Raw genomic sequence first — 22,882 nt, 5'->3', positions numbered from 1 at the left:
AACGTTTCATGCTTGTTTTTCCGATTGATTAGTCTTGATGTGAATCATATAGTGGATTCCAGCGCGGCCCACAACGGACCGCCCCCGTATCCACACCATCCATCAGGAGCTCGACATGAAACGCTATGCAAACAAAACGGTACTGGTCACTGGCGGTAACAGCGGCATCGGCCTGGCCACCGCCCGGCAATTCGTCAACGAAGGCGCCCGCGTGGTGATCACCGGCCGCGACCAGGCCAGGCTGGACGCGGCCCGCGAACAACTGGGCAGCGCCGCCATCGCCATCCTGAGCGATGCCGCCGACAGCGACTCGGCCAAGGCGCTGGGCGCGGCGCTGGCGCAGCGCGGCATCACGCTGGACGCCGTGTTCATCAACGCCGGCGTGGCGCGCTTCTCGCCGTTCGAAGGCGTGGACGACGCGTTCTGGGATGCCACCTTCAACACCAACGTCAAGGGCGCCTACTTCACCATCCAGGCCATCACGCCGCTGCTGAACCGGGGCGCCGCCGTGATCCTGAACGGCTCCATCAACGCCCACATCGGCATGGAGAACTCCAGCGTGTACGCGGCCAGCAAGGCGGCCCTGATCTCGTTCGCCAAGACCTTGTCGGCGGAACTGATCGGGCGTGGCGTGCGGGTCAACGTGGTCAGCCCCGGCCCCGTCACCACGCCGCTGTACGGCAAGCTGGGAATCGCGCCCGAGCAGCTGGACGCGGTGGCGGCTGGCATCCAGTCGCAAGTGCCGCTCAAGCGCTTCGGCACGCCCGATGAAGTGGCCAGCGCCGTGCTCTATCTGGCCAGCCCGGAGGCCGCCTTCATCGTCGGCACGGAACTGATCATGGACGGCGGCATGAGCCAGTTGTGATCACGCGCGGCGTCACCGCGTTACTCTTTCGACATCATTAACAGATCGGCCTAGTATTTCTACTGTATTGCAGCGCACCATGAATCGGCCTATATTGGAACTGTCTCCTCCAACCGTTCGCTGAACATTGGAATTACGCCCGCACCGCAAGGTAGTGGGCGATTTTTTTTCTGCGCCCGGTTCAGTTCTGTTCCCATTCCAAAACCGGCGCCGCTGACGGCACCTTTCAGACGCGCGTCAGGCGGACCGCAACACGCTGAACCTGGTGCGCTGGGCTGGCATGTTGGGGAACACCTGCGCCAGCTCGCGTTCCGCCAGGCCCAGGTGGCGCTGCGCGATCTGGGCCAGCACGGTGCGGAAATCCGTCGTCACCGGCAGGTCGCGTCCCTCGTTCAGCTGATCCTCGGCCAGGCCGCGCCACTCGCCATACACACGGCCGCCGGCCACGCCGCCGCCGAGCACCCACATCGCGTTGCCATGTCCATGGTCGGTACCGCCGTTGCCATTCTCGCGCGCCATGCGGCCGAACTCGGACATGACGACGATGGTGGTCTGGTCCAGCAAGGGGCCGAGCCGGCGCGCCAGCACTTCCAGGCCCTGCCCCAGCGGCGCCAGCCGGTTCGCCAACTGCCCCTTGGCCGCGCCCTGGCTGGCGTGCGTGTCCCAGCCGCCCAGCGCCACGAAGGCCAGCTGGATATTGGGATCGTTGCGCATCAGCGTGGCCAGCCGCGCCGCGTCGTCCGGGAAACCGTTGGGCAGCGGCGCGCCGCCATCGGCCATCTGCATCTCCATGTCGGTGGCGGCCATCATCACTTCCTGGTGCGCATCGCGTCCCGCCTGGTAGGCGCGACCGAAGCGCGCATGGTTGGCGTACAACTGGTCGAAGGCGCGCCCCAGCGCGGGCCGGTCCAGCACATTGGCGCGGGTGCCGGCGGCGCCGCCGGCCAGGTTGACGGCCGGCACGCGGCCCGACAGGATGCGCGGCATGGTGGGGCCGATCGACAGCGCGCGCGTGGGCGTGGCCGTGCCGGGCAGCGCCCCGGCCAGCCGGTTCATCCAGCCGTCCGCAGTGGCCTTGGCGCCGGGCGTGCCCGACTCCATGTAATCCTGCGCGTCGAAGTGGGAACGGGTGGCGTCGGGCGAACCGCTGGCGTGCACGAAGGCCAGCTTCTTTTGCTCCCACAGCGGCAGCAGCGGCGCCAGCGCCGGATGCAGGCCGAAGTAGCCATCCAGTTCCAGCGCCCCGCCCTCGGCGCCAGGCCGGGCCAGCGCGATGGTGGGCCGCAGCCGCGCGTAATGCGGGTCGCCCACGGGCGCCACCACGCTCAGGCCATCGACGGCGCCGCGCAGCATGATGACAATCAGGCGGCGGCCATTGCCGCTGCCCTCGGCCGCCGTGGCGGCCCAGGCATGGCGGCCCAGCGGGATCACCAGTCCGGCCCCGGCGGCCAGCGCGTGCATGAAATCTCGGCGTTGCATGGTCACTCCTTCGCGCATTCAGCGCTGCATGAAATCGGGGCCGCCCAGCAGCATGGCGGCGCGCAGTGGTTCGGGACTGGCGGCCACCGCGTCGCGCGTGCGCGGCGAAACAGCACCGCCCAGCGTGGCCTGCAGCGCGCCCGCATCGAGCGTGCGACCCATCGCGGTGGCGATGCCGATGCGCCGGCTCAGCGCATCGGGATTGAGCCAGGCCACCTCCGTGTTCTTGTAGCCATCCGGCGTCTGGCAGCCATACAGCGGCATGCCGAGACGGTTCAACGCGCCCAGCACGGGCTTGACCTCGGCCAGCGGCGCGCTGCCGGCCCGCGCGGCCGAGACAACGAACTGGTACGGCGTCTTGAACTTGGCGCCCTGCGCCTCGGGCGCCATGAATTCGGGGCTGGCGAACAGCGTGGCCAGCACGGTACGGATGTCGCCCTTGCTATCGAGGTAGCTGCGCGCCAGCCGATCGACCAGGGCCGGCGGCGGCGCGTCCTGCACGAAGTATTGGGCCAGCTCGTAGCTGATGTGGTGGGCCGTGGCCGGGTGCATGGCCAGCACGTCGAGCGCGTATTCCCCTTCATCCTGACCGCCGCCGTGCACGGTGCGGCCCAGCCACTGCTTGTCGCCCCGGTCGTGGCGGCGCGCGTCGAACACGAAGCCCTCGTTGCGCAGCGCCAGCGCGCGCGGGTTGAAGGTCCAGCCGGTCAGCATGCGGGCCAGCTCGCGCACGTCGCGCTGGGTGTAGCCGCCGTCCACGCCCAGCGTGTGCAGCTCCATCAATTCGCGCGCGTAGTTCTCGTTCAGGCCAGCCGTCTTGACCTTGGCGTTGGCCCGGCGCGGCACGAAGCCGTCCGCCGTCGACAACCAGTTATCGAGGTAGAACAGCATGGCCGGATGGTGGGCCGTGGCGCCCAATAGATCGCGGAAGGAGCCGAGCGCATAAGGGCGGATCGCATCGCGCTCGTAGCTGGCCACCAGCGCCCGGTCCAGCCCCTTGCCTTCGAAGACGTTGAAGTGGTTGAACCAGAAATCGACCATCACTTCTTCCAGCTGGCGCGGGCTGTCCACGGCGCGCGCCAGGCGCGCTTCGGCCGTCTGCTCGGCGATGTTGACCACCAAGGCGCGCCGCCTGGCCTTGCCCTCCTCGCCTTCGTCCCTGGCCATCTCGCGCACGGCCAGGAATTGCGCCAGCGTGCGGCCGGCCGGCTGGCGCGCCGTCTCCAGCGCATCGAGCCGCGCCGCCAGGGCGGCTGGCATGGGGATGGATTCAGGATGGAGCTGGCTGTCGATGTAGCGCTGCACGCCCATCTGGGTCACGCGCTCGATGTCGCCAGGACGGGGGCCATAACCCAGCCGGTTCAGCACATGCAGCGCGGCCTGCTCCGGCGGCAGCGGTATGTCGGTGGCGCCGGCCGCGCCGTGCCACAGCAAGGCAGCAACGGCGGCGGCGGTGGCGATACTGCGCGTGGCATTCATGGCGGATATCCTCGGTGGCGTAGCGGTGCGGCCATTCTAGCGCCGGCGCCCGCGCAGAAGTGTGCGTACTCAAGTATCGTCAGTAAGCATTTGTTACGGACAACTTCCACATAAAAAGTTAAACGTCCGATTTAGTTATATCAATTGTTTGAAATCCGTGATGTAATGCCGGGATGAGTCAAACAAATCCCCCCCCACACCGCCCACCCGACGACATGCGCAAGCCCCGTTCGGACGGCGAACAGTCGCGCGAGCGCCTGCGCCTGGCCGCCATGCGCCTGTTCGCGGAACAGGGCTACGCGCGCACCTCCACGCGCGAGATCGCGCAGGCAGCGGGCGCCAACGTGGCCGCCATCAGCTACTACTTCGGCGACAAAGCAGGCCTGTACCGCGCCGTGTTCGAGGGCATGTGCCCGGCGCCCGAAGCCAACATCGCCCAATACGACCAAGCCCATTTCACGCTGCGCGAAGCATTGCTGGGCTTTTACCGCCAGATGCTGGCGCCGCTCCAGCAGGACGATGGCGCCCAATTGTTCCTGCGCCTGTGGCTGCGCGAGCGGCTGGAACCGACCGGCCTGTGGGCGGCCGAAATCGACAACAGCATCCGCCCCGAGCACATGGCCCTGGTGCGCGTGCTGTGCCGCCACCTGAACCTGGAACAGGGCGACGACGAGGTGCACCGGCTGGCCTACGCGCTGGCCGCGCTGGCCGTGCAGATCATGGTGGGGCGCGACATCGTCACCGCCATCACCCCGCAACTGCTGGCCACGCCGGCAGCGATCGAACAATGGCTGCACAAGCTGGCCCGCTACGGCGAGGCGCTGGTGGTGGCCGAACAGATCAACCGCAAGGAAGGAACAGCATGACGAGAGCACTACAACGGACAGCGCGGGTGCTGGCCGTGGCCGGCGCCTTGGGTACATTAAGCACGTTGACCGCATGCGCCGTGCAAGGCCCGGCGCAGCAGGTGGCCGCGCCGCTGCCCGCCCAGTGGCAAGCGCCGCTGCCGCACGACGGCAGCGTGACGGAACTGGCAAAGTGGTGGCAGCAGCAAGGTGACGCCTTGCTGGCGCAATTGGTCACGGCGGCCCAGGAAGCCAGTCCCACGGTGGCCAGCGCCGGCGCCCGCATCACCCAGGCCCGCTCCGAACGCGTGGCCAGCGGCGCCGCGCTGGCGCCGTCGCTGGATGCGGCGGCCAGCGTGAGCCGGGCCAGCCAGCAGTCCGCCCTGCCCATGGGCACCACGGCGCAGGCGGCTCTGCAAGCGTCATGGGAGATCGACCTGTTCGGCGCAGGCCGCGCCGCGCGCGACGCAGCCCAGGCCCGCCTCGACAGCGCGCAGGCGGGCTGGCACGACGCCCGCGTGTCGGTGGCTGCCGAAGTGGCCAACCAGTACTACGCGCTGCGCGCCTGCGAACAACAACTGGACGTGGCCCGTCAGGATGCCGCCTCGCGCGCTGACACGGCGCGCCTGACGGAACTGGCTGCCCGCGCAGGTTTCCAGCCGCCCGCCACGGCGGCCCTGGCCCGCGCCAGCGCCGCCGATGGCAACAACCGCGCCGTGGCCCAGCGCGCCGTGTGCGACGTCGGCGTGAAAGCCCTGGTGGCGCTGACGGCGCTGCCCGAACCCGAGCTGCGCGCGCGCCTCGCGCAGGTCGCTCCGGTGGCCCCGCCCGCCATCGCCATCGATGCGCTGCCAGCCCAGGTGCTGCGCCAGCGTCCCGACGTGTACAGCGCCGAGCGGGCCGTGGCGGCCGCCAGCGCCGACGTGGGCAACGCGCGCGCCCAGCGCTACCCGCGCCTGACGCTGACCGGCGCCGTGGGCGCGGCCAACTTCAGCACGGGCGGTCACAGCACGCAGCTCGACACCTGGAGCATCGGCCCGCTGGCGCTCACGCTGCCACTGGTCGACAACGGCCGCCGCGGCGCCAACGTGGACGCGGCCAGCGCCCGCTACGAATCGGCCGTGGTCAGCTACCGCGCCAGCGTGCGCCAGGCCGTGCGCGAAGTGGAGGAAGCGCTGGTCAACCTGCACAGCACGGGCGAGCGCGAAGGCGACGCCAACACCGCCCTGCAAGGCTACCGCGAGTCGTTCACAGCCATGGAAGACCGCTACAAGAACGGCATGGCCAGCCTGCTGGAACTGGAAGACGCGCGTCGCACCAAGCTGGCCGCCGAGAACACGGTCATCAGCCTGCGGCGCGAACGCAGCGCCGCCCTGGTCGCGCTGTACCGCGCCGCCGGCGGCGGCTGGACCGCGCCCCAACAACAACCGCAATGAGCACCGAGCAATCAGCAACGACATAAAGCGAATCGCCATGAACCCGATCAAACTCAAGCCCATCGCCGCCGTACTGGCCGTTATCCTGTTGTCCGGCGCTGGCTTCGCCCTGTACACGCCGGCCTCGCGCGCGGCCGACGGCAAAAAGGCCGAAGCGGCCAAGCCTGCGCTCACCGTCACCACCGCCCTGCCGGTGGCCTCGCGCCTGCCCATCAAGCTAGCCGCCAACGGCAACGTGGCCGCGTGGCAGGAAGCCAGCGTGGGCAGCGAGGCCAATGGCTTGCGCCTGACGGAAGTGCGTGTCAACGTAGGCGACAGCGTCAAGGCCGGCCAGGTACTGGCCGTGTTCTCGGCCGACAGCGTGAACGCCGACCTGGCCCAGGCCCGCGCCGCGCTGCAGGAAGCGGAAGCGAATGCCGCCGAGGCGGCCGCCAACGCCGCCCGCGCCCGCACGCTGCAATCGACGGGCGCGCTGAGCGCCCAGCAGATCAGCCAGTACCAGACGGCCGAACAGACGGCCAACGCCCGCATCGCCTCGGCCCGCGCGGCCGTGGCCAGCCAGCAGCTACGCCTGAAGCACACGCAAGTGCTGGCGCCCGACAGCGGCGTTATCTCGGCCCGCAGCGCCACCGTCGGCGCCGTGGTGGGCGCCGGCACGGAACTGTTCCGCATGATCCGCCAGGGCCGGCTCGAATGGCGCGCCGAAGTGACGGCGGCCGACCTGCGCCAGCTGCGCATCGGCACCAGCGCCGTCGTCAAGGCCGCCAACGGCACGGAGGCCACGGGCAAGGTGCGCATGGTGGCGCCCACGGTCGATCCGCAGACCCGGTATGCGCTGGTGTACGTGGACTTGCCGGCAAGCGCCACCAGCGCGGCCAATGCGCCGTTCAAGGCCGGCATGTTCGCCAGCGGCCAGTTCGAGCTGGGCGCGTCGGACGCCATCACCGTGCCGCAGCAGGCCATCGTGGTGCGCGACGGGTTCAGCTACGTGTTCCGTTTGAACGCTGACCAGCACGTGAGCCAGCTCAAAGTGAAGCCGGGCCGGCGCCTGGCCGACCGCATCGAAGTGCTGGACGGCATAGGCCCCGACACGCGCGTGGTGGTCAACGGCGCCGGCTTCCTCAACGACGGCGACCTGGTGCACCACGTGGCCGAGACCGCGCCCGCGCCTGCGCCCGTGCCGGCACAGGCAAAAGCGCAAGCGGCCGCACGCGGCGCGCCCGCCGCCCGCTAAGGAGCCGCCGTGAATTTCTCCGCCCTGTCGATCAAGAACCCGATCCCGGCCATCATGCTGTTCGCCCTGCTCACGCTGGCCGGGCTGATGGCCTACCGCGCCAATCCGGTGCAGGACTTCCCCGACATCGAACTGCCCATCGTCACCATCACGGCCGCGCTGGACGGCGCCGCGCCGGCCCAGCTGGAAACGGAAGTGGCGCGCAAGATCGAGGATTCCGTCGCCACCCTGCAAGGGGTGAAAAACATCTACACCAACGTGCTCGATGGCGTGGCCACCATCACCGTCGAATTCATCCTCGAAAAGCAGTTGTCGGACGCCGTCAACGACGTGCGTGATGCGGTGGCCCGCGTCAAGGCCGACCTGCCGGGGGAGATGCGCGACCCCGTCGTGACCAAGGCGTCCACCGCCGGCCGGGTGGTGCTTACCTTCACGGCCACGGCAGCCCCCGGCGAAGGCGCGCCGATGGACCAGCAGGAACTGAGCTGGTTCGTCGACAACACGGTGGCCAAGCGCCTGCTGGCCGTGCCCGGCCTGGGCGCCGTCAAGCGCGTGGGCGGCGCCTACCGCGAGGTCCGGGTCGAACTGGACGACGCGCGCATGGCGGCGCTCAAGGTGTCGGCGCTGGACGTATCGCGCCAGCTTCGCCAGGTGCAGAAGGAAGCGCCGGGCGGGCGCGGCGACATCAGCGGCGCCGAGCAATCGGTGCGCACCATCGGCACCGTCAAGAGCGCCGCCGAGCTGGCCGCCATGGACTTGCCGCTGCCGGACGGCCGCCGCATCCGCCTCGACCAGGTGGCCAGCGTGCGCGACACGGTGGCCGAACCGCACGCCGTGGCCCAGCAGGACGGGCGCGACGTGGTGGCGTTCGAAATCTTCCGCACCAAGGGCGCCAGCGAACTGGCCGTGGCCAACGGCGCGCGCGCGGCCATCGCGGAAATCCAGCAAGCCCACCCCAACGTGGCGCTCACCCAGTCCATCGACAACGCCTTCCCGGTCGAGGAGAACTTCCATGGCTCGATGGAGCTGCTGTACGAAGGCGCGCTGCTGGCCGTGCTGGTGGTGTGGTGGTTCCTGCGCGACTGGCGCGCCACGCTGGTGGCGGCAGCCGCGCTGCCGCTGTCGGTGATGCCGGCCTTCCTCGGCATCTACTGGTTCGGCTACACGCTCAACACCGTCACGCTGCTGTCGCTGGCACTGGTGGTGGGCGTGCTGGTGGACGACGCCATCGTCGAAATCGAAAACATCTCGCGCCACCTCGCCATGGGCAAGACGCCGATGCAGGCGGCCATGGAGGCCGCCGACGAAATCGGCATGGCGGTCATCGCCACCACCTTCGCGCTGGTGGCCGTGTTCCTGCCCACCGCCTTCATGAGCGGCATACCCGGCCTGTTCTTCAAGCAGTTCGGCTGGACCGCCGTGCTGGCCGTCCTCGCCTCGCTGGTGGTGGCGCGCCTGCTCACGCCGATGATGGCGGCCTACATCCTCAAACCGGCCAAGCACCACGAGCAGCAGGACGGCTGGCTGATGAGCCGCTACATCCGCGTGATGCGCTGGTGCCTGTCGCACCGGCTGGTGACGGGCATCGCCTCGGGCGCCTTCTTCGTCGGCTCCATCATGCTGGTGCCGCTGCTGCCCACCGGCTTCGTGCCGCCGGCCGACCGCTCGCAGACCCAGATCAACCTGGAACTGCCGCCCGGCTCCACGCTGGCTGAAACCAAGGTGGTGGCCGAACAGGCGCGCGTGGCGGCCATGCAGGTCAAAGGCATCAAGGGCGTGTACAGCTCGATCGGCGGCGGCTCCAGCGGCGACGCGTTCGCGCCCGGCGCGGCGGCCGAGGCGCGCCGCGCCGTGCTCACGCTGACCACCGTGCACCGCAACGAGCGCAAGGAGTCGATGGCCGACATCGAAACCCATCTCCGCCAGAAGCTGGCCGAGATCCCCGGCGCCCGCTTCAACGTGGGCCCGGCCGAGACGGGCGTCAAGATGCAACTGGTGCTGCGCAGTGAAGACCCGGTAGCCCTGATGAGCGCCGCCAAACAGGCCGAACGCGAACTGCGCACGCTCAAGGGTGTGGGCAACGTGCGCTCCAGCGCCTCGCTGGTGCGGCCCGAGATCATCGTGCGGCCCGACTTTGCCAAGGCGGCCGACCTGGGCGTGACAGCGGCGGCCATCGGCCAGACCGTGCGCGTGGCCACGGCCGGCGACTACGACACCGACCTGACCAAGATGAACCTGCCCGAACGCCAGGTGCCGATCCGCGTCAAGCTGCCCGACGCCGTGCGCGCCGACCTGGACGCCATCGGCCGCCTCACAGTGCCGGGCAAGAACGGCCCCGTGATGCTGGCCAACGTGGCCGCCATTTCGATGGAGAGCGGCCCGGCCCAGATCAACCGCCTGAACCGCAGCCGCAACGTGACACTGGAGGTGGAACTGGGCAAGCGCGCGCTGGGTGAAGTGAACACGGAAGCGCGCGCGCTGCCGGCGCTGAAGAACCTGCCCGCCTCCGTCAAGATCGCGGAACTGGGCGACACCCAGGAGATGGCGGCGCTGTTCGCCAGCTTCGGCCTGGCCATGCTGATCGGCGTGATCTGCATCTACTGCGTGCTGGTGCTACTGTTCAAGGACTTCATGCAGCCGGTGACGATCCTGGCCGCGCTGCCGCTGTCGATCGGCGGCGCCTTCGTGGCGCTGCTGATCACGGGCCGCGCGCTGTCGATGCCCTCCATGATCGGCCTGATCATGCTGATGGGGATCGTGACCAAGAACTCAATCTTGCTGGTCGATTATGCTATTCTGGCCCGTCAGGCCGGCATGGGTCGCTTCGAGGCGCTGGTGGACGCCTGCCACAAGCGCAGCCGCCCCATCCTGATGACGACCATCGCCATGGGGGCGGGCATGATGCCGCTGGCGCTGGGCTGGGGCGCCGATCCCAGCTTCCGCTCGCCGATGGCGATCACCGTGATCGGTGGCCTGATCACGTCGACGTTACTGAGCCTGCTGGTGGTGCCGGCCGTGTTCACCTACATCGACGACCTGGAACATTTGCTGCGGCGGCTGATGCGCAAGCTGCGCCGCCAGCCGCCGGAACCGGCCGCGCCGTTGCGCCAGGTGGCCGGCGGCCGCCACTAATTGATTCGATAGAATGGAGAACTGCATGGACGTACAAATCAAGGAACTGCCCGCCGTACGCGTGGCCTACCTGCGCTACAAGGGCCCGTTCGGCCCGGCGCTCGGTGAATTCTGGAGCGAAGTGTTCGCCCCATGGCAAAAGGCGTTTCGCCTGCAGGGCCGCGTCAGCTACGGCGTGGCGCAGGACGATCCGGCCACCACGCCGGCCAACGAGTGCCGCTACGACGCCTGCGTGGAAGTGGACGCCGACTACAACATCGTCGCCCCGGCCAAGGAAGCCATGCTGGCCGGCGGCCGCTACGCCGTGGCCCCGTTCCACGGCACGGCCGACAAGATCCCGGCCGCCTGGGATGCGCTGTACAGCCAGTGGCTGCCAGCCAGCGGCCTGAAGATGGATGCCCGCCCCTGCCTGGAACGCTACGCCGCCGACTTCTCGGTGGACCCGGCCACGGGCGAATTCAGTTGCGAACTGTGCGTCCCCGTCGCCTGATGTAAGCAAGGCCCGGCGCCGCTCCGCGCCCCCGCGCGCTCACGGCGCCCAGCCGCCGCCGAGCGCGCGATACAGGTCGACCGACGCCTGCAGCAGCCGCGTCTTGAGCTGCAGCCGTCCGACATCGGCGCCGTACAGCGTGCGCTGGGCGTCGAGTTCCTCCAGATACGAAGCGTAGCCGTTGCGATAACGGTTGTGCGCGATGCGCAGTGTTTCAGCCGCCGTGGCGCGGCGCGCATCATTCTCCACCGCCTGTTCCCGCAAGCGCTGCACGGCGCCCAACCCATTCTCCGTTTCCGCCAGCGCGCCGCGCACGGCGTTTTCGTAGGCATACGCAAGCTGGTCACGCTGGGCCGCCGCCGCATCCGTTTGCGCCTCCACCCTTCCGCCTTCGTACACGGGTGCGACGGCCAATGCCGTCAAGCGCCACAAGGCCGTGGGCGCATTGATGAAATCCGTCAGACGGAAACTCTGCGCCCCGCCCACGGCCGTCAGCTTGAACGACGGCAGCAATTGGTCGCGCGTGGCGGCCAAATTGGCGTTGGCAGCCACCAGGTTGAATTCGGCCCGCGCGATGTCGGGCCGGCGCCGCAGCAGTTCGGACGGCAGGCCGGCCGGTACTTCCGGCGGCGTCAACTCGGCCAGTGGCGCGCCGCGCGCGACGGAACCGGGCGTGTCGCCTGCCAGCAGCGACAGCGCATTTTCCTGCTCGAAGATGGCGCGCCGCAGCGGGGGAATCTGCTCAGCCGCCGCCTCGTATTCGGCCTGTGCCTGCAACCATTCCAGCCGTGAGCTGTAGCCGACCTCGAACTGGCGCTGCGCCAGCGCGCGCGATTGCTCGCGCAGCTTCAGGGTCGCCTGCGCCAGTTCCAGCTGGGCGTCCAGCCCGCGTAAATTCAGGTAGCCCGACGCCGCGAGCGCCGCCACGGACAGCGCGGCCGCGTCGGCGCTGGCGCGTTCCGCCTGATAGCTGGCCTGCGCCGCATCCGTCTGCGCGGCCAGCCTGCCCCACACGTCGATTTCGTAACTGGCCTGGAATTCGGCCTGGTACACATTGGTCACGTAGGGCACGCCGTTGTAGGCCAGCAGCCGGGTGCGGGTGGGCGAAGCGTCCACGCTGACGCTGGCCTTCTGCCCTGCGGCGACCACGCCCAGCCGCGCGCGGTACTCGCTCACGCGCGCCCGCACGATGCGCAAGTCGCCGTTGTTGGCCAACGCCGTCGTCACCAGCGCGCTCAGCGCGGGATCGCCGAAGCTTTGCCACCACTGCCGTTCTGGCGCCGGCGCACTCGCTACCGGGCCCACGGGCGCGCGCCACGCGGCCGATACTTGCAGCGTCGATGGCGGTGCTGGCGGCGCGCTGGCCGCGCAACCAGCCAGCAGTCCGGCCAGCAGACCTGCCAACATTGCGGGGGACGCGGCGGCGCTCAACATGGCAGGGAACGATACGCCAGACGCGGCGGCGCGCAAGCCGGCGGACAACGCACGCCACGGCGCGCGCGATGAATCGAGCCACGGCGCCTGCGACGGATAGCGCCGCGGCGCGCCCGACGGCGCAACACTGCGTGCCGTGCGCGCCGCGCTCACGGCCGCGCTCCCGCCGCGCGCGCGGGAGCGGAGTCCGGCACGCGGGCATCGTCATTCAGCTCCGCCGAGGTGTCGATGCTGACGATCACGGACATGCCCGGCCGCAGCCGGCGCGCCAGCGCCTGTCCCGGATCGATACGGATGCGCACCGGAATGCGCTGCGCGATCTTGACGTAATTGCCGGTCGCGTTATCGGCCGGCAGCACGCTGAATTCCGAGCCCGTGGCCGGCGAAATGCGCTCCACCTGCCCCGTCAGCGTGGCCCCATCTAGCGCATCGACCTTGAACGTGGCGCTCTGCCCCACCCGCACCGCGTTCATCTGGGTCTCCTTCAGATTGGCGATCACCCACAACTGGCGCGGCACCAATCCCATCAACTGCGCGCCCACGTTGACGTAAGCGCCTTGCCGCACCGTAACCTGTCCCAGCTGGCCATCGGCCGGCGCCGTGATGCGCGTGTTGTCCAGGTCCACGCGGGCCGCCTTGAGCGCGGCCGCCGCGTTGGCCACGGCCGCCTCCAACGCCGCCTTGTTGACCTGCACCGACTGCACCTGCTGGCGCGCGATGTCGAGCGAGGCGCGCGCCTGCGCCACCGCCGCCACCGTTTGCGCACGCGCCGCGCGCGACTGGTCCTGCTCGCGCACGGACAGCGAACCGTCGGCCGCCAGTTGCTCCACCCGTCCCAGGTCGGCGCTCGCCTTGGCCGCCTGCGCTTCCGCGTTCGCCACGGCCGCCTGGTTCAGCGCCACGCCCGCCTCCGCGCTGCGGCGCGCCTGCGCCCAGTTGGCCAGCGCCGCCTGCTGGGCCGCCAACTGGGCCTGCGCCTGCTCGTAACGCTGCTGGAACACACGGTCATCCAACTGCACCAGCAGCTCGCCCTGCCGCACCTGCTGGAAGTCCTGCACCTTCACCTGCGTCACGTAACCGGACAACTGGGTGCCCACCAGCGTCACCTGCCCCCGCACCAGCGCATTCTCGGTCGACACGATGGCGCTGCTGAACGGCGGCAGCCGCCACGCATACAGCACCACCAGCACGCCCACCAGCGCCACGGCCGCAAAGCCGATGGCCGACAGCCACTGGGCGCGCCGGTCCGGCGGGGCCGGTGGTGGAGACGCCGCCGCCACCGCAGCGGCGGCGGCAGCGGCGGCCACGGCCGCCATGTCGGGTGGCGCCGCGGAAGGCGCCGTTGTACTGGAGTCGGGGGGAGTAGTCGTCATCGCGATCCGGAATTGTTAAGTGAAACGTTGGCCATGCCCGTTTGCGCATTGGGTCCGGCGCTATCCTTGCAGACCACGCACTGGTCCCAGAAATAGCGCGCCGCCAGCCACGCCAGCGTGGCCAGCGCCACCGCGCAGATCAGCATGAAGACATCGTTGTAGGCGAGGATGTTGGCCTCGCGCGTGGCCGCCGCGCCCAGCGAGGCCACACCCTGCGCGCTGCGCACGGCGGGATCGGCCAGCGTGCCGCCCAGCGCCGCGCCGCCCGCCTGCACCCGCGCCGCCACTTGCGGGTCGAGCAGCGTCAAGTGCTCGACCAGCTGGCTGGAATGGTATTTTTCGCGCACCACCTGGAACGTGCCCACCAGCGCGGAGCCGAGCAGGCTGCCCATGTTCTGCGAGATGGTGAACATCAGCGAAAAGCTGATCAGGTTGCGCGGTGCGGCGATCACGGCGCCAAAGCCGGAAATGAAGGTGGGGCCGAGGAAGAACGCGCCGCCAAAGCCCAGCAGGAACTGGCTCACATACATATTGGCGGGCCGCGTGAGGTTGGTGGCGTGGGCGTCCATCCATGCGCCGGCCGCCATCAGCGCCAGCGACAGCATCAGCGACGGTTGCACGCGCGAGGGCGCGATGGTGAGCGCGCTGGCCATCATGCCGGCCACGGTGCCAGCCATCACCACCAGCCACAGATGCTGCATCTGGTCGTTGTTCAGGCCCAGCGCCTGCAAGAAACCGACCGTGCCACTGGCCTCGGACTGCACCACCCGGATCAGCAGCACGGACAAGGCCAGCCGCACCATATTGCCGGTGCTGAGCCAGCGCGTGTTGAGCAGCGGCGCGCGCCGGTTATGCTCGACCAGCAGCGCGGCCGCGATCAGCACGATGGAAGCGGCCAGGCTGTAGCCCAGCCAGCGCGACTCCAGCCACCACACGGTGCGCCCCAGCGCCAGCACGGCCGACAGCAGCGCCACGCCGGGCGCGAACAGGGCGAAGGTGAGGAAGTCCAGCTTCTCGAACGCCTTCACTCGGTCGCCCGGCGGCAGCTTGAGCATCAGCACGCAGCCCAGCGCCAGCAACGTCATCCCCAGTTCGAACCAGTACAGGCCGCGCCATTCGCCCAGTTCCAGCAATTCGGACGAAAACAGCCGCGCCAGCGGCAGCGCAAGCTGGGCGAAGCCGACGCCGAGTACCACGCCCTTGAGCCTGTGCTTGGCCGGGAATGCCTGCAACGTGTAGTACAGTCCCAGCACGGTGAGCGCCGCGCCGCACATGCCGCTGGCGGCCCGCACGGCGATGGCCGATGCCAGCCCGTGCACGAACAGGTGGGCCAGTGTGGCGGCCGCGTACAGGATGAGGAACAGTTCCGTGAACAGGCGCAGGCCGAACTGCTGGCGGAACTTCACCAGCAACAGGTTCATCGACACGTTGGCCATCACGTAGGCGGCCGGCAGCCACTGGATTTCGGAGGAGTAGACGCCCAGCGAGCCTTGCAGGTACGGCAGGTTGACCGAGACCAGCGCGTTCCCCAGGCCGCCCGTAAGCGCCACGATCAGGCCCACGACCAGGTAAGCGACCCGCCGCGCATCGGAATGCAACGGCGTGGACGGCGATCCCGGCAGCGATGGCCGTTCGTGGGGAAGCCAGACTTGTGGGGTGTAGACGTCCATGCCGGTAGACCCGTCAGGTTGCTCTTACGTTGCACGCTGGAACACGGTGAGCATACCACCGGCGGCAGAAATGGAACGCATGGCCGCCGGCCAAAACCAAATAAAATTCCGGCCAGCCCACCATGGCCGCCCGAATCGCGCCAAAATGGCGGCCATAGCGCACCAAGTCACACGATAATATGTGACGAATTTGGCGATAATTCTGCTCACTGCGCGGCGGCCGCCGGCCCGCGCGTCAACCTCGGGAGACTCAATGAATTTCAAGCATATCGCAGGCGCCGTGGCGCTGCTGGGCATCGCCAGTGCGGCCGGCGCGCAGGACATGGTGGTCAAGATCGGCCACAGCGGCCCGCTGTCGGGCGCGCAGGCGTTCTCCGGCAAGGACAATGAAAACGGCGCCCGCCTCGCCATCGAGGAATTGAACGCCAAACCGATCACCGTGGCCGGCCGCAAGATCAAGTTCGAGCTGCTGTCCGAGGACGACCAAGGCGATCCCAAGTCCGGCGTGGCCGTGGCGCAGAAGTTGTTGGACGCCGGCGTGCGCTACGTGGTCGGCCCCTACAACTCGGGCGTGGCCATCCCCGCCTCGCGCACCTACCACGACGCCGGCGCGCTGGTGGCCACCGTGGCCTCCAATCCCAAGCTCACGCAGCAGGGCTACCAGGGCCTGTTCCGCGTGAACGCCAGCGACACCCAGCTCGGCTCGAAGATGGCGCTGTATGCGGCCAACGCCCTGCACCTGAAGAACGTGGCCGTGATCGACGACCGCACCGCGTTCGGCCAGGGCCTGGCCGACGAATTCACGAAGCAGGCCAAGGCTTCCGGCATGACGGTGGCCGGCCATGAATTCACCAACGACAAGGCGTTCGACTTCACGGCCATCCTCACCAAGCTCAAGGCGAAAAAGGTGGAAGCCATCTTCTTCGGCGGCTACGCGCCGCAGGGCGCGCCCATGGTGCGCCAGATGAAGCAACTGGGCATCAACGCCAAACTGCTCGGCGGCGACACCATCTGCACGGCGGAGATGGGCAAGCTGGCAGGCGACGCTGCCGGCGACAACGTCCTGTGCTCGCAGGGCGGCGCCATCCTCGACAAGGCCGCCAGCGGCCCGGCGTTCAAGGCCAAGTACAAGCAGCGCTTCAAGCAGGATGCCGACGTCTACGCGGCCTCCTACTACGACGCCGTGCAGTTGTACGCCCAAGCCATGCAGAAGGTGAATTCGACCGACCCGCTCAAGGTGGGCGTGGCCGTGGCGGCCGGCAGCTACCAGGGCGTGGCCGGCACCTACGCGTTCGACACGCATGGCGACATGAAGCAGTCGCCGGTCACCATCTTCACCTTCAAGCACGGCCAGCTGACGCCCATCACCAGCTATTGAGCGGCCACTGAAGTTTGTCCCGGCGCGCCATGCCCGTGGCGCGCCGCCACCCTTGTCCTCCCCAGTCATGCCCGATGCGGGGAAATGACAAGCGATTGGCAAGAAATAACAAGTCCTATCCCCATCCACTGTCCCAGAATGCTCCCATCGACACTCTAGTTGAGGAGACTTCCATGACAACCCGGACTCGCCCAATGCAGGCGACCATTTTCAGTGCCCTGTTCCTGCTCTCGGCCATCATCATGCTGCTGCTGGGCGTGGATGCCCACGCCTACTACATCCCCGCCATCGCCCTGCTGGTGGAAGCGGTGCTGCTGTGGCGCGGCGCCAGCCTGCGCTGGTTCAAGCGCCTGCTGGAGCTGAACCAGCTGACCGCCATCATCCTGATCCTGGACCTGTGGCTGGGCGACATGCTGCACCTGCCCAAGCTGACCATCTCGGCCTCCATGCTGGCCGCCAACCTGCTGCTGGGCGGTCCGTTGATGGGCATCCTCGCCATCGGTGCGCTCGGCGCCATGCACTTCAGTAAAACCCTGCCCGGCTGGTTCCAGTCCGGCCGCGCTTAAGGAGCACCGCACATGACATCGACCACGCATCTGCGGAACGCCACGCTGATCGCCGCCCTCGGCCTGGGCCTGGGCCTGACCCACGCGGCCAGCGCCGTCAACCTCAGCGGCACCGTCGCGCTGGAGAACGGCAAGCCCGTGCTGGGCGCCATGGTGACCGTGTTTAACGAAACCAAGGACCGCAAGGAAACCGTGTACACGGCCGCCGACGGCAGCTACGCCATCCACACCGACTTCGGCGGCAAGCTGGCGGTGCGCGCCCGCCTCGCCAATTTCGAGGACAGCGGCACGGAAACCACACTGGCCCCGAGCGACAAGGCCACCATCAACTTCACCATCAAGCACTTCGCCTCGGCCCAGGCGGAGTCGGACGCGCTGTCCGCCTCGGCCCACAACGCCCGCCTGCCGTGGGCCAGCGGCGAAGACCGCAAGCCCTTCGTCAGCCAGTGCATGTACTGCCACCAGATCGGCAACGCGCTGACCCGCCCGCCGCGCCCGCAAAGCGCATGGAAGGCCACCATCGCCCGCATGGAAGGCTATTTCGCCTCGCTCAGCGGCAGCGAGATCGAAACCATCAGCGGCGTGCTCACGCGCGGCTTCGACGGCAAGCCGGTCGCCGCCAAGCACGATTACGCGCCCACGCCGGAACTGGCGCGCGCCAAAGTCGAACAGTGGCTGGTGGGCGATTCCATGTCCTTCATCCACGACACCGACGTCGGCGAGGACGACAAGCTGTATGGCACCGACGAGGGCCACGACATCATCTGGGTACTGGACCGCAAGACCCACAAGATCGAGAAGTACCCGCTGCCGGCCACCAACCTGCCGGTGGGCGGCAAGTTCTCCGGCATGCAGCTGCCGATCGGTATCTTCACCGGCAAGCACGGCCCGCACAGCACGGCCCAGGCCAAGGATGGCCGCATCTGGATCACCAACGCCCTGTCGGGCACGTTGATGTCGTTCGACCCGGTCAGCAAGGCCTTCAAGGTCTACCCGATCCCGGGCGACGTGCTGTATCCGCACACCATCCGCGTCGACCAGGAAGGCATCGTCTGGTGGACCAACGTAGCCTCCAACCAGATCGGCCGCTTCGATCCGAAGACGGAGCAGATGAAGGTGATGCGCCTGCCGTCGAATGGCTTCTTCCGCTGGGTCAGCGACATGCTGCTGCCATCCATCCTGGAGATGGCCAGCTGGTTCCCCGGCAAGAACATCCACCTCGACCTGTCGCACCAGAAGTGGCTGGGACATAACATCCTCGCTTTCCCGTACGGGATCGACATCAATCCCAAGGATGGCAGCGTGTGGTACGCCAAACTGTACGCTAGCAAGATCGGCCGCATCGATCCCAAGACGCTGGAAGTCACTGAGTACGACACGCCGATGAAAGGCCCGCGCCGTCCGCGCTTCGACAAGAATGGCGTGCTGTGGATTCCCGCCTTCGACGACAGCGGCCTGATGTCCTTCGACACGGCCACCAAACAGTTCAACAGCTACCAGTTGCCGGTGCTGGCCAAGGGCGAACATGAAGTGCCGTATGCGCTCAACATCCATCCGAAAACGGGCGACGTCTGGATTACGGCCAACAACTCGGACCGCGTGCTGCGCTTTACCCCGGCCACCAAGACCTTCCTCAGCTACCCCAGCCCGACGCGGGTGACGGTGCTGCGCGACCTGGTGTTCACGAAGGATAACCGCGTCTGTTCCAGCCTCTCGAACCTGCCCGCCTACGGCACCGAGGATGGACTCGACTCGTTCATGTGCATCAGCCCTGAAGGCGGCGACCAGGACCGCGCCATCGTGGGCAAGGTGCAATGATGGGCCGCGCCCTGGAAACCAGCGCCCGGCTGGACGCGCTGCTGGCACGCCTGGCCGCGCGCCGCCGCGACTGGGCCGCCCTGCCCGTGGGTGAACGCATCGCGCTGCTGCGCCAGGTGCGTGAACGCATCCCGGCCGCCGCCGAACGGTGGATAGACTTGTCCAACACCGCCAAGGGCATCACCGCCGACAGTCCGCTGCAAGGCGAGGAATGGACCTCGGGGCCGTGGGCGCTGCTGGCCACCTGCGACCACCTGCTGGTCACGCTCGAACAAATCGCCGTCGATGGCCGGCCCGCCGTCCACGCGCTCAAGCAGCGCTCCGTGGCCGGCCGCCAACTGGCGGTGGAAGTGTTCCCGCAGACGGTGTTTGACCGCCTGCTGCTATCGGGCGTGCAGGCGGAAGTGTGGATGCAGCCGGAAGTGAACGCCGCCAACCTGTCCAGCCACGTGGCCGCCGCCTACCGCGACACGCACCACGCGCAGGGCGAACTGGCGCTGATCCTCGGCGCCGGCAATATCGCCAGCATCGCTCCGCTGGATGCGCTGCACAAGCTGTACACGGAAAAGGCGGTCTGCATCGTCAAGCTCAATCCCGTCAACGAATACCTGCTGCCCGTGTTCGAGGAGATCTTCGCGCCGCTGGCCGAGCGCGACTTCCTGCACTTCGTCACCGGCGGCGGCGAAGTGGGCACCCTGCTCTGCCAGCACGCGCTGGTGGACACCATCCACATCACGGGCAGCCAGGTCACGCACGACGCCATCGTCTACGGCCACGGGCCGGAAGGGGAAGCCAACCGGCGCGCCAACACGCCGCTCAATCCCAAGCCCATCTCCAGCGAACTGGGTGCCGTGTGCCCCACCATCGTGGTACCAGGGCCGTGGACGGCGGCCGACATCGCCTTCCAGGCCAGCCACATCGCCACCCAGAAGCTGCACAACTCCGGCTTCAATTGCGTGGCCTCGCAAGTGCTGGTACTGCCGGCGCAGTGGCAGCACACACCGGCCCTGCGCGCGGCCGTGCGCGAGCAACTGGCCGCCGCGCCGGACCGCAAGCCCTACTATCCGGGCGCGGCCAGCCGCCAGGCCCACTTCGCGGCCTGCCAACCCGGTGCGATGCGCGTCAACCCGCTCGGTGCTGCGGCCAATCGCGAAGTGGTGGAACTGCCACCGGCCAGCGCCGAACAAGTATTCGCGCGCTGCACGGAAGTGTTCGCGCCCACCCTGTGCGAGCAATTGCTGGATGGCCTGGACCCGGAAAGCTATCTGCGCCAGGCCATCGCCTACGCCAACGACAAGCTGCGCGGCACGCTGGGCGCCAACATCCTGATCCACCCGGCCACCATCAAGGCGCTGGGGCCGCGCTTCGACGAACTGCTGCTGGAACTGCGCTATGGCACCATCGCCATCAACGCCTGGACGGGACTCGGTTACCTGCTCACGCAAACGCCGTGGGGCGCCTTCCCCGGCCACGTGCTCAACGACGTGCAGAGCGGCATCGGCAGCGTGCACAACACGCACATGTTCGACAAACCGCAACGCACCGTGGTGCGAGCGCCGTTCCGGCCGTTCCCGCGCAGTGTGCTGGGCGGGGCGCTGACGCTGCTGCCCAATCCGCCGTGGTTCGTCAACAACCGCCAGGCCCACAACGTGGCGCGCAAGCTGTTCGCGTTCCAGGTGCGGCCGTCGTGGTTCAAACTGCCGGGGATCTTCTTCGACGCGTTGCGCGGCTGAGGTGCGCCCACCCACGCGCGCACACGCGCACGCGAACGCACGAACGCACGAAAGCGCGCGAACGTACGAAAGCACGAAAGCGCGCGAGCGCACGAGGGCACGCAAACGCACGCAAGCGCGCGCGACACCATCAGGCGGCGCCGTCCCCGGACGGGCCGCCACGGGCGATCGCATATTGCTGGGTGGACGGCTTGAGCACGGCGTCGAAGCGCACCAGTTCCGCCGCCGGATCAGCCTTCAGGCGCGCGCTGATCACGATCTCAAGCCGGTTCACCTGCGCGTCCGACGCGCGCAGCGCCGCGTGCACCGCATACAGACGCGGTTCGTGGCGCTCGATGGCCTGGCGCACGGCGGCGCAGATCTTCTGGCGGTCCTCGTCGCTGGTCAGGCACATGCCGGCGAAATCGATCAAGCCGTAATTGAGGATGGAATTGCGCACTTCGGGATACGATTCCAGCGCGGCCCCGGCCAGCGCAGCGCGGGTGTTGAACAAAGCCTCCAGGTCGCAGGCGACGGCATCCTTGAGCTGTTCCAACGGCCAGCCACGCAGACGCGGCTGACCATCCATCAAGCGGTCGAACAGGCCGGGGGCGTAGCGCTGCTGCATGGCGGCTCTCCTGGAGTTTGGACAAACGGAGCGCCAGCCACATCACCGCCGCCCGGGTCCGCCCGCGACGCAGCACCGGGCCGGGCGCCAGCAAGGCACGCGGCCCGCGCGGCGCTGACGTGACTGACGAGCTTGCCATTATCCAAGTCCGCGCGGCGCGCTCCTTGCGCTGTCGCAAAGAGCACGTGCATCGCTACTTCAGGTCGATGCGGCCGTACTGGCCGTGGGCCTCGTCCTTGGGACCGGCCGCGAAGAACAGCGTGTTGGTGGGCTGGCTGTTAAGGCCATTACCGAACGCAATGCCCCACAGGCCATCGACCACCAGCGGCATGCCGTCCGCCCCGTTCAACGTGCCCTTGGCGCTGCCGTCAGCCGGGTCGTAGACGTTGATTTTCCCGTCACCGAAGTTCCCCACCAAGAGCATATTGCTGTTGCTGCCGAAGTCCGCAGGGGCCATCGCGATACCCCACGGCGCGTTCAGTGCACCACCGTTCACCAGCTGGCGGATCAGCGCACCGCCTGTGGTGTACACATCCAGCACGCCGAAGCCCGCGCCGGCCTGTTCATCGTCGCCGGTGGCGGCGCGCTTGGCGTAGGCCACGTAGACGCGGTCACCGATCACCTGGATGCCGAACGGCGCATAACCGGCTGGCAGGCCTGGGTCGGTGAATCCACCGGGCAGACTGACCCTGGTGAAGGTGGTATCGAACACGTCGACGCGCATGTTGTGGAAATCCGCCGCGTACAGGTAATTGACGCCGCTGAAGCTGCCGATCGCCAGCCCCTTGTAGACGGCGCCGGCGGTGCTGCCGTCGAACGTGGTCACGGCCGTGGTGGCGTTCACGGAGGGTGCCCAAGCCGCGATCATCCCGCTCTCGGTAGCGAACAGGAAGGGACTGGCGCCGACGCCACCGCCCTGGGTCAGCTTGAAGTCCGTGGTGCCGTTGTAGACAATTCCGGTAGGCGCATCGGGCGTGCTGACCACCAGCGACTGCGGCACGCCATTGCCGTCGTACAGTGTGGATTTGTTGGTGCCGTTATCGGCCACCCACACGTAGCCCTTGGGATTGAACGCCACGCCCCAGCCGTTGACGAGATTGACGTCCGTATGGGCCGCCGCGATCACGGCGTCCGACACCAGGCTGGTGACGGTATAGCTGCTGGTGACGACAGGTGGCGGCGCAGCGGGTGGCATATAGCTGCTGCCACCATAGCCGCCGCCGCAAGCGGTGAGGAACAGGGCCAGGCCAAGGCCGGCGAACATGTGCAGGCGATGCGAGGTATTCATGGTACGTCCTTTCAGCGAGATGGGCGATGTGTCCGTTCATACCCGCCCGCCCCCG

At 68.2% G+C, this 22,882-nt stretch carries 17 protein-coding genes; 10 read left to right on the top strand and 7 right to left on the bottom strand.

Going from position 1 to position 22,882, the window contains the following annotated elements; all coding sequences use genetic code 11:
- Positions 1-115: 115 nt before the first annotated feature.
- Positions 116-865 carry an SDR family oxidoreductase gene (locus H3H37_RS13410; protein WP_182163251.1) on the top strand — a complete coding sequence of 250 codons (750 nt, stop codon included), beginning with the start codon at positions 116-118 and terminating at the stop codon, positions 863-865.
- Positions 866-1,102: 237 nt separating this feature from the next.
- On the opposite strand, the gene H3H37_RS13405 is transcribed toward H3H37_RS13410, so the two are convergent.
- Both H3H37_RS13405 and H3H37_RS13400 read right to left on the bottom strand, forming a co-directional pair.
- A complete protein-coding gene (locus H3H37_RS13405; protein WP_182163249.1) occupies positions 1,103-2,344 on the bottom strand; it encodes a DUF1501 domain-containing protein in 1,242 nt (413 codons plus the stop codon).
- Positions 2,345-2,362: 18 nt separating this feature from the next.
- Entirely contained in the window at positions 2,363-3,823 is a 1,461-nt protein-coding gene (locus H3H37_RS13400; protein ID WP_182163247.1) for a DUF1800 domain-containing protein, read from the bottom strand.
- A gap of 215 nt (positions 3,824-4,038) precedes the next feature.
- Here H3H37_RS13400 and H3H37_RS13395 point away from each other — a divergent pair, with 215 nt between their 5' ends.
- Genes H3H37_RS13395 through H3H37_RS13375 form a run of 5 tightly spaced genes read left to right on the top strand, consistent with a single transcriptional unit; the run spans position 4,039 to position 10,960 of the window.
- Positions 4,039-4,689: a CerR family C-terminal domain-containing protein gene (locus H3H37_RS13395; protein WP_229218826.1), complete on the top strand. Its 651-nt coding sequence runs from the start codon at positions 4,039-4,041 to the stop codon at positions 4,687-4,689.
- Positions 4,686-6,104, top strand: a complete 1,419-nt coding sequence (locus tag H3H37_RS13390; RefSeq protein WP_182163243.1) for an efflux transporter outer membrane subunit — start codon at positions 4,686-4,688, stop codon at positions 6,102-6,104. Before H3H37_RS13395 ends, H3H37_RS13390 begins: the two co-directional genes overlap by 4 nt.
- 37 nt (positions 6,105-6,141) lie before the next feature.
- On the top strand, positions 6,142-7,338 hold the full coding sequence (locus H3H37_RS13385; RefSeq protein WP_182163241.1) for an efflux RND transporter periplasmic adaptor subunit: 1,197 nt from the start codon (positions 6,142-6,144) through the stop codon (positions 7,336-7,338).
- A 9-nt stretch (positions 7,339-7,347) separates the two neighbouring features.
- The gene (locus tag H3H37_RS13380; protein WP_182163239.1) at positions 7,348-10,470 is read left to right on the top strand and encodes an efflux RND transporter permease subunit; all 3,123 of its coding nucleotides are present in this window, start codon (positions 7,348-7,350) and stop codon (positions 10,468-10,470) included.
- 25 nt (positions 10,471-10,495) lie between these two features.
- Positions 10,496-10,960: an AraC family transcriptional regulator gene (locus tag H3H37_RS13375; RefSeq protein WP_182163237.1), complete on the top strand. Its 465-nt coding sequence runs from the start codon at positions 10,496-10,498 to the stop codon at positions 10,958-10,960.
- 39 nt (positions 10,961-10,999) lie between these two features.
- Here H3H37_RS13375 and H3H37_RS13370 read toward each other — a convergent pair whose 3' ends face one another.
- Genes H3H37_RS13370 through H3H37_RS13360 form a run of 3 tightly spaced genes read right to left on the bottom strand, consistent with a single transcriptional unit; the run spans position 11,000 to position 15,437 of the window.
- Positions 11,000-12,547 carry an efflux transporter outer membrane subunit gene (locus H3H37_RS13370; protein WP_311197491.1) on the bottom strand — a complete coding sequence of 516 codons (1,548 nt, stop codon included), beginning with the start codon at positions 12,545-12,547 and terminating at the stop codon, positions 11,000-11,002.
- Positions 12,544-13,767, bottom strand: coding sequence for an HlyD family secretion protein (locus H3H37_RS13365; protein WP_182163235.1), 1,224 nt, complete (start codon positions 13,765-13,767; stop codon positions 12,544-12,546). Before H3H37_RS13365 ends, H3H37_RS13370 begins: the two co-directional genes overlap by 4 nt.
- The gene (locus H3H37_RS13360; protein WP_182163233.1) at positions 13,764-15,437 is read right to left on the bottom strand and encodes an MFS transporter; all 1,674 of its coding nucleotides are present in this window, start codon (positions 15,435-15,437) and stop codon (positions 13,764-13,766) included. The genes H3H37_RS13365 and H3H37_RS13360 overlap by 4 nt, the downstream gene beginning before the upstream one ends.
- 253 nt (positions 15,438-15,690) lie before the next feature.
- Here H3H37_RS13360 and H3H37_RS13355 point away from each other — a divergent pair, with 253 nt between their 5' ends.
- The 4 genes from H3H37_RS13355 (at position 15,691) to H3H37_RS13340 (ending at position 20,932) form a co-directional block, all read left to right on the top strand.
- A complete protein-coding gene (locus H3H37_RS13355; protein WP_182163231.1) occupies positions 15,691-16,815 on the top strand; it encodes a branched-chain amino acid ABC transporter substrate-binding protein in 1,125 nt (374 codons plus the stop codon).
- Between the two features lie 173 nt (positions 16,816-16,988).
- A complete protein-coding gene (locus H3H37_RS13350) occupies positions 16,989-17,381 on the top strand; it encodes a hypothetical protein (protein WP_182163229.1) in 393 nt (130 codons plus the stop codon).
- 12 nt (positions 17,382-17,393) lie between these two features.
- Complete coding sequence (locus H3H37_RS13345) at positions 17,394-19,199, top strand: carboxypeptidase regulatory-like domain-containing protein (RefSeq protein ID WP_182163227.1); 1,806 nt, start codon at positions 17,394-17,396, stop codon at positions 19,197-19,199.
- Positions 19,196-20,932 carry an aldehyde dehydrogenase family protein gene (locus tag H3H37_RS13340; RefSeq protein ID WP_182163225.1) on the top strand — a complete coding sequence of 579 codons (1,737 nt, stop codon included), beginning with the start codon at positions 19,196-19,198 and terminating at the stop codon, positions 20,930-20,932. Before H3H37_RS13345 ends, H3H37_RS13340 begins: the two co-directional genes overlap by 4 nt.
- A gap of 130 nt (positions 20,933-21,062) precedes the next feature.
- On the opposite strand, the gene tssE is transcribed toward H3H37_RS13340, so the two are convergent.
- Both tssE and H3H37_RS13330 read right to left on the bottom strand, forming a co-directional pair.
- Positions 21,063-21,539: a type VI secretion system baseplate subunit TssE gene (tssE, locus tag H3H37_RS13335; protein WP_182163223.1), complete on the bottom strand. Its 477-nt coding sequence runs from the start codon at positions 21,537-21,539 to the stop codon at positions 21,063-21,065.
- Positions 21,540-21,732: 193 nt separating this feature from the next.
- Positions 21,733-22,827: a TIGR03118 family protein gene (locus H3H37_RS13330; RefSeq protein ID WP_229218825.1), complete on the bottom strand. Its 1,095-nt coding sequence runs from the start codon at positions 22,825-22,827 to the stop codon at positions 21,733-21,735.
- Positions 22,828-22,882 lie beyond the last annotated feature (55 nt).

Origin of the sequence: Rugamonas brunnea (genome assembly GCF_014042345.1) — a bacterium.
In the GTDB taxonomy this organism is placed as follows: Bacteria; Pseudomonadota; Gammaproteobacteria; order Burkholderiales; family Burkholderiaceae_D; genus Rugamonas; species Rugamonas brunnea.
Note: the sequence above shows the minus strand (reverse complement) of the source record. Positions and strands in the feature narration are given on the sequence as shown.